The organism is Vagococcus sp. (assembly GCF_036639995.1).
Taxonomy (GTDB): domain Bacteria; phylum Bacillota; class Bacilli; order Lactobacillales; family Vagococcaceae; genus Vagococcus.
In genome coordinates, this window is sequence record NZ_JAVWHO010000009.1 from 1 (window position 1) to 7,519 (window position 7,519).

The 7,519-nt window shown below is 30.5% G+C and carries 7 protein-coding genes; 2 read left to right on the forward strand and 5 right to left on the reverse strand.

Annotated features, from left to right (window positions below; translation table 11 throughout):
• Window positions 1-1,922 (reverse strand): MSCRAMM family protein (locus RR554_RS04345; protein ID WP_332467497.1); only part of this gene is annotated, 1,922 nt, incomplete at its 3' end.
• A gap of 300 nt (window positions 1,923-2,222) precedes the next feature.
• On the opposite strand from RR554_RS04345, the gene RR554_RS04350 reads away from it, so the two are divergent.
• On the forward strand, window positions 2,223-3,503 hold the full coding sequence (locus RR554_RS04350; protein ID WP_332463161.1) for a helix-turn-helix domain-containing protein: 1,281 nt from the start codon (window positions 2,223-2,225) through the stop codon (window positions 3,501-3,503).
• Window positions 3,504-3,531: 28 nt separating this feature from the next.
• Here the strand turns inward: RR554_RS04350 and RR554_RS04355 are convergent, their stop codons facing one another.
• From RR554_RS04355 to RR554_RS04365, 3 genes are all read right to left on the reverse strand, one after another.
• On the reverse strand, window positions 3,532-4,644 hold the full coding sequence (locus RR554_RS04355) for a sensor histidine kinase (RefSeq protein ID WP_332467498.1): 1,113 nt from the start codon (window positions 4,642-4,644) through the stop codon (window positions 3,532-3,534).
• Window positions 4,637-5,329 (reverse strand): response regulator transcription factor, encoded by a 693-nt coding sequence (locus RR554_RS04360; protein WP_332467499.1) that lies wholly within the window; start codon window positions 5,327-5,329, stop codon window positions 4,637-4,639. Before RR554_RS04360 ends, RR554_RS04355 begins: the two co-directional genes overlap by 8 nt.
• 61 nt (window positions 5,330-5,390) lie before the next feature.
• Entirely contained in the window at window positions 5,391-6,317 is a 927-nt protein-coding gene (locus RR554_RS04365) for a D-alanyl-D-alanine carboxypeptidase family protein (protein ID WP_332467500.1), read from the reverse strand.
• A 149-nt stretch (window positions 6,318-6,466) separates the two neighbouring features.
• Here RR554_RS04365 and RR554_RS04370 point away from each other — a divergent pair, with 149 nt between their 5' ends.
• On the forward strand, window positions 6,467-7,018 hold the full coding sequence (locus RR554_RS04370) for a GNAT family N-acetyltransferase (protein ID WP_332467501.1): 552 nt from the start codon (window positions 6,467-6,469) through the stop codon (window positions 7,016-7,018).
• A 70-nt stretch (window positions 7,019-7,088) separates the two neighbouring features.
• Here the strand turns inward: RR554_RS04370 and RR554_RS04375 are convergent.
• On the reverse strand, window positions 7,089-7,519 hold a 431-nt coding region (locus RR554_RS04375; protein ID WP_332467502.1), incomplete at its 5' end, for a hypothetical protein.

The window sequence follows — 7,519 nt, forward strand, 5'->3', positions numbered from 1 at the left end:
TTCTTAACAGATACACTACCTAATTTTTTACTTGGCTCTAGTGGTATCCATGGCATTCCTTTTGTATTTTTAATTACTGTACTAAATTTATTTGCTGTTGCCTTGTTTTTTGTTATGTCTACTTGTTGCACTTTACTATCAAGTAAATATCCAACAGGTGCCGTAATTTCTTTCAATGAGTAACTGCCTAACGCTATATCCGTTATTAAAGCTTTTCCTGAAGCATCCGTAACTAATTCAACCGTTTTACCAGTTGCATTTTCTTTTAATTCAAAAACTGCATTAGCTAAACCTTTACTCCCATCTTGACTATCTACTTTTATTATTTCTAAGCTTCCTAATTGAACTATCTCTTCATTAGTCATCGTTATCGATGTGATATTATTGGTTTCCTCATTTTTCCCTATTTCTACCGAATAACTTGCTGGATCTAACTCGTAACCCTCAGGAGCCTTTGTTTCTACTAAAGTATATTTACCAAGTGATAAATCGTTTAACCTAGCTCGACCATTTTCTCCAGTTACTAATTCAAACTCTTCATTTGTAGCATCAGATTTTAATAAAAATCGAGCTCCTGGTAAAGTTTTTGTTGAGTCATTTTTATCTACTTTTGTTATATCTAATCCCCCGAGTACTTCCTTAAGATTATTCGAAATTTCTTTCTCCACTATCGCTTTATTAACATTAACATCTACCCATTCAGTTAATTTATCATAACCAATTGGGGCCTCAACCTCTTCTATGTAGTAATTATTTGGTTTTAATTTTTCTACAATAATTTGACCTTCTGCGTTACTTACCAAATTATCACGTACTACTTCACCATTCTTATTTTTAAGAACAAATTTTGCTCCTGCTAAAGGAGAACTCGTTTGGCTATCTACTTTATTAATAACAAGTTTACTTAACTTACTTCCTTCGCCCCAAGCACCACCGCTAATACTTTCAATAACCTTTTCTTTATTATCATGTTGAGGTGGTTTATTATACACCTGATAATCTACAGACAAATCATTTTTAAAAGAAGCTACTTCCGTATCAGTTATTTTTGTATAATACCCTATTCTAAAAGAATTGTAGCTAGAATATTGATGAGGAATGCTTACGTTAATTATTCCATTATCTACTGAATAATTAAAAACCGCTCGAAATTCTCTTTTAAACTCCTCAACACCTTCAATACCTCGGTATATTTTATTAATGCTTGGTCCTTTTGCTTCTATATAAAACGTATCAGGTAGTAAAACGTGCGAAGCTGGACTGTCATTTATTGTATCCACCATATTTATATCTGAACTAACCACCTCACGGTTAGCATTTAAACTAATATCCCAAAATACCCGCGTTGGATCATTAACGTAAATGACCCCACTTTTACTCGAAAAATCTCGAACACCTTCGCCAGTTCCACTTCCAGTTGATACCTCTTTTGAGACATTCAACGTAGTAACAACTGTCCCTCCAACAAACTCAATTATTTCATTTGATGTCTGCTGATTCATATTACTTGCCTGAACTTGAAAAGTTACTCCCCCTTTAACAGTACCTTGATCAAATTGATCAACTTCATCATTAAAGGTCACAACTGCCCCGTCCATCATGATAGTTGCTTGTCCTACCAAAACGCCTTCAATAATAATAGGAACTGTTGTCGCGAAACCTTCAATTTTAACATTATTCATCGTTGGCCAAGATATTTTTATCATATCACCACTTTTTATTTTTTGATTTTGATCACCAAAGTTTGCTCTAACAGCTAATCTACTACCATCAGATACTTCTTCTTTATCAATTACAATTTCTTGTAGCAATTGGTTAGACACGTCTTGTATACCTTCTGCACTTACTAGGATATTTCCTAATGCCAAACCATTTGAAAGTACTAGTATCATTACCAAAAACAAATTAATCATACGTTTCATTATTTAATCTTCCCTTTCCCCTTAAAACCTTTGCTTTAAAATCGCACAAGCTCGATTATAAAATACCCGATTTTTAAATAAGACTCACTTTTTACATATACATACGCAAGGTGTCTCTTAAAAAAGAAATTAAACTCGAATAAATCAATATTTTATCAACTTTTATTTTTATTTCAAATATTGAAAGGCTACTTTTAAAAAAAGGCATAAGCGTTATTTATTGTGCCTTTTATAAGTCTCGGGTATAATATGTTCGATATATTTTATTTATTTAGAAATAAAGGTAAAGAAGGAAATGGAATGACAATCATCAGTAATAAAGAACAACGACTTATTTCGTTATTAAATTTTTTAAATAGTCAAAAAAGGCTTTCTGTCTTAAAATTAACCCAAATGCTTAATTGTTCCAAATCAACCATTCTAAACGATTTAAACTATTTTTCAAAAAATTGGTCAGACTTAATACATATCCAAATAACTAAAGATCAATTAGTTGAAATGGAAAGCTCTTCTAATGGGAATACAAATAAAATTATTAGGGATATTATTGTTAATAGCTTAGAAATTCAATTTATTAAGCTTCTATTTTTAACTCCACATCAAAATGTGTTTTATTACGCAGAAAAGCTCTATACTAGCCCCGCTACTCTCTACCGAGTTATAAAAAAACTTAAAAAAGATTTAAAACTACTTGGAATCACCATTGAAAATCAAAATAAGACTTATCAATTAGTCAGTAGCAACGAGCTTAACTTATTTTTATTTATTTCAAAAGGTTTAGAAGAATTTTATGGTTTAGAAATCCCTATGAACTCCTCTGAAGAAGAATTTAAAGAATTCAGTTCCTTATATAACTATAAATTAGAGGAAGAACATTATTTTATGTACTTAATTTGGGGCGTCATCCAACATAACAATATCAATAATTCTCAAAATACTATGGTTTCTTTTGATTTATTTAAAGAAACCTACGATAATATTCCTTTAACGCCTAGTTTAGATAATTATATTGATGAATTTTTAGAAGAAATTGGTGATACTTTTTTACTATGTTCCAATGTTTCTACTAAACTTAACGCTATCTTGTCTTTTTGTAAGAAAAAGGAAACACTTTTTCCACTTCATCAATATCTATTTATCAATCGACATCAGTCTTTTGTTGAAAATTACGCTAAATCAAATGTCGTTCCTTTTAATCGGCTAAAAAAATCACTTGAACACTTGCTGGCAAAATTAAACATGGATATAAACTTTTCTTTTGATCTTGCTCTTTACTTACTTCTAACAAATTGTCGACTAACTCTAAAAAAAAATCAAAACAAACATATCTATATTTACAGTGACTTGGGATTAAATCACGCCAAATTTATTAAACAGTCCGTAGTAGCTGTCTTTGCGGATAACGCTCTGACAATCAGCACAGTCAATCGGCAATTTTTTGATAATTATCACTATCAAACAAGTGATTTAATTATTTCAACTATTTTTATTTCTAATCAAATTCCGACTATTTTTGTTGATGATTATTTATGTAGTGATCATTATTTTCGAATAAGAAAAGAACTAAAATTAATTCACTAATTCTGAATCAATTTTAGTTCTTTTTAATTTATTGTTTTTTTAAAGGTAATATCACTATGAATTCTGTACTTTGGTTCTCACTTGTCGCTTCAATACTTCCTTCATGTACTTCAACAATTTCTTTAGCAATCGCAAGACCCAATCCAGCGCCACCACTATTGGTTGATCTGGCACTATCTAGTCGGTAAAATTTATCAAAGATAACGGTTAATTTTTCTGGTGGAATTGTATTGCCTTGATTTTTAACCAATAATTGTAATTTATCTTCTTTTATTGTTACAGATAGTAAAATGTTCGTCTCTTCAAATCCATAAGCTGAAGCATTTTTAAGTAAATTATTTAACACCCGTACTAATTTCGTAGAATCAGCTTCAATCAAACATTTTTCCGGCATATTCATCACTAATTGTTGGCTTTTCTTTTGTAATATCGGATAAAATTCTTCACTCAATTGTTGAAGTAATAAACTTAAATCAAATACCGAATAATCTAAAACAATATTTTGAAAATTAAATCGTGTAATATCAAAAAATTCATCAATTAAATACTCTAATCGATATGCTTTATCTAGCGCTATTCCTAAATATTTTGCTCTTGTTTCAACTGGAATTTCTGGCGAATCTACTAATAAATTAAGATACCCGATAACAGACGCTAATGGCGTCCGCAAATCATGTGCTAGAAAGGTGACCAAATCTTTTGTTCGTTGTGTTTCCTGTATAAGTGCCTCTTGATTTTTTTGATTAGTTAGTTTAATTTTTTCTAGTTCATTTTGAATTTCTAAGTACTCTAAATCTAGAGCAGGAACATCTTCATCTTCTAGTGATTGTTTTAAAAGCGTTGCAATATATTGACGGTCTTTTTTTAGCAAATATTGACTAATCCAGTACGTTGCAAATCCAACAAACACAACTGCAAACACCGCAATCGAAATTATAAAGGTTTTAAACTTAAGCCAATTCACCATACTCGTTTCGCCGCCACCATCTGGGACAACTTGAAATATAATGAATGAATCACTGATTACTTTTCCAAAACCCTCCCCAATAATGGTTTTAGTAGCAATAATATAAAGTGCAATTACTGAGCAAACAATAATCAACATTGTTTTCAATAAATAGGTCTTGGTTTGTTTAGTCAATTTTATAACCTACTCCCCAAACTGTTTTAATATATTTAGGTTTTTCAACTGCATCGCTCATTTTTTCTCTTAGATGGCGAATATGCACCATAATCGTATTGTTAGAAGCGGTGTAATATTTTTCACCCCAGACAGATTCAAAAATTGCTTCTGAATCAAGAGCGATTCCTTTATTTTCAAGAAGTAACTGTAAGATACTAAATTCTTTAGGGGTTAACTCAATAATTTCTTCATTTAACATAACTAATCTTTTTTCAATATTCATCTCTAACCCTTTAGTTGCTAAAATTAAAGTTTCTGATTCTTTATTTTTATTGTATTGATTAAATCGTCTTAATTGTGCTTTCACACGAGCTACAACTTCTAACGGTTTAAAAGGTTTAGTAATATAATCATCTGCCCCAAAGGATAGTCCTGTTATTTTATCAATTTCATCATCTTTCGCTGTTAACATAATCACCGGATAATTATCTTTTTCTCTAATTAATGACAACAACTGCAGTCCATCTAATCCTGGAAGCATAATATCTAATAACGCAATGCCAAAGCTTTCTGATTCAATTTTTTCTTTAGCATCTAACCCATTACTACATTTTTCAACAATGAAACCTTCATTTTTTAAATACAATTCAACTAGATTAGCAATTTCTAATTCATCTTCAACTAATAAAACTTTAGCAGACATGCGCGTCACTCCTTTTTTCTGTTTTGTCCTACCTTTATTAGACAAAACATCTACCACATTGTCAACTGTGCTCAATGCTTTGATAGATTTGACGAGCATCTGCCACATTTTTCTGTTCGGTAGTAGGGTTTCCATTAGCCCCTGTTGAAATTAACAGATAATGAGTACCATGAATTTCAGCAATGCTAATCAAACATTGCCCCGCTTTTTCTGTATATCCCGTTTTTCCACCTAGTATCTTCCCATTAGAAAGAGACAAATCTGCCGTATCTTTCAACAATGTACTTTCAATGTAATACCCTTCTGGTGCATAAGCTTTTTCTTCTGTTTGATATTTTGTAGTCACCAAAACTTGATAAAAATTTTTATTTTTTAATGCCGCATCCATTAATTTGAGTAAATCTTCTGTTGTTGAATAATGATTTCTTGCATCCAATCCTGTTGTATTTTGAAAATGAGTATCTTTCATACCAATTTCTTCTGCTTTTTTATTCATTAATGAAACAAATTTTTTTTCACTTCCAGCAACCAAATTAGCCGCTGTAATAGATGCATCTCCACCTGATGGCAAAACAATACCATATGCTAAATCACGAACAGTCAAGGTATCTCCTACCAAATATCCTGATAAAGAAGCGCCCTCTTTCATTAACTCATCCATTGTAGATTGTTCAATTACCACCGTCTCGTTTAAATCTTTAACAGATTCTAGTAAGACATAGACTGTCATCAATTTAGTTAATGACGCAATAGCTACTTTTTGTTTTGAATTTTTTTTAAGTAAAATATCATTCGTATCTAAGTTTTTTAAAAGAAGTGTTTTACTACTTATATTCTCTGTTTTAAGGTTAACTTGCTCAACTGAGTTATTAGTTGTTTCAACTTTATCAGAATAAGTCACACTATTTACTAAATCATTTTTTATATAATAGATAAATCCAACACCAATTACCACCAATAGGACCAATAAACTTATCATTTTTTTCATTTTCCTCACCTCTATTAGAGTGTATCAAGCAAGGAATGATAAAGAATAAACTTATTCTTGTCAATTTCTTATTTTTTCTTAAGTTTCAGCTATCTTTTTGAGAACAAATCTTCTATAATCAATAACAACATTCAAAAGGAGGCTTTTTTATGACCTATTATTTTACATTACCTGTAACAAAAGACATTGCATTTGTTCAACCTAGATTAGAACTAGCTGCTGTAGTTTTTCAGTTAATTGACAGTGACCGCAAACATTTAGAAGAGTTTCTTGATTTTGTTGAAATAACTAAAGAAATTAAAGACGAAGAAATCTACTTAAAAATGAAATTAACAGGGGAAGCAAATGGAACTGATCGATTGTTTTTTATTAGTTACCAAGGTGAATTAGTTGGTACCATCGATTTACATTTTATTGACCACAAAAATAAAAAAGCCGATATTGGCTACTGGATCCATTCTGACTTTATTAAAAAAGGTATTATGACAGCCTCTGTTCATAAAATCTGTGATATTGCTTTTGAGGATTTAGACTTGAATAAGCTAACTATTATTGCCGATAGTAAAAATATAGCCAGTAATGGCGTTGCTAAAAAATGTGGATTTACCTTTGTGGCAACGGACAAAGAAGAATCCATGTTATACGGAGAATTAAGAGACACTAACCGTTATGCATTGTTGAAAAGAGATTATTTAAAATAACTGCATAGCCAACTAAAAAAAGACTTCCAACCTATTAGCTAAATTCTAATGATTGGAGGTCATTTTTTCTTTAATAAACGGTAGTGGTTATTTTTTCTTTAGTTCCTTCTAAACTCATCTGTATTTTGGAATTTGGGATAAAATTATCTAACATAACAGTTTGATTGACTTGCGTTTCTTTATTAACATCAAATATATTGAACAGGATAAACGTCATTTGTACATTACCATTAATTCTATTTTTATTTGCTTTTGCTATGAAACTATCTGCATCCACTTTTAAAAAAGGATTTTTAGATTTAACATTTGTCATTAACACGGTATTCCAATCTCTGTTACTATTTTCACCATTATAATCTTTATCTCTTATTATCACGGTCTTGGTTACTTTCAAACTGTCTTTTTTTACCGAAAATGACACAGTACTTAAAAAATAGTTAAACGTCACAATAATTAAACAAATACTTAAAAGACCTAACATTTTTTTCTTTTTAATATCAA

Coding starts and splice junctions, on each gene's coding strand:
- RR554_RS04350 (WP_332463161.1), top strand. CDS start 2,223: ATGACAATCATCAGTAATAAAGAACAACGACTTATTTCGTTATTAAAT.
- RR554_RS04360 (WP_332467499.1), bottom strand. CDS start 5,329: ATGTCTGCTAAAGTTTTATTAGTTGAAGATGAATTAGAAATTGCTAAT.
- RR554_RS04365 (WP_332467500.1), bottom strand. CDS start 6,317: ATGAAAAAAATGATAAGTTTATTGGTCCTATTGGTGGTAATTGGTGTT.
- RR554_RS04370 (WP_332467501.1), top strand. CDS start 6,467: ATGACCTATTATTTTACATTACCTGTAACAAAAGACATTGCATTTGTT.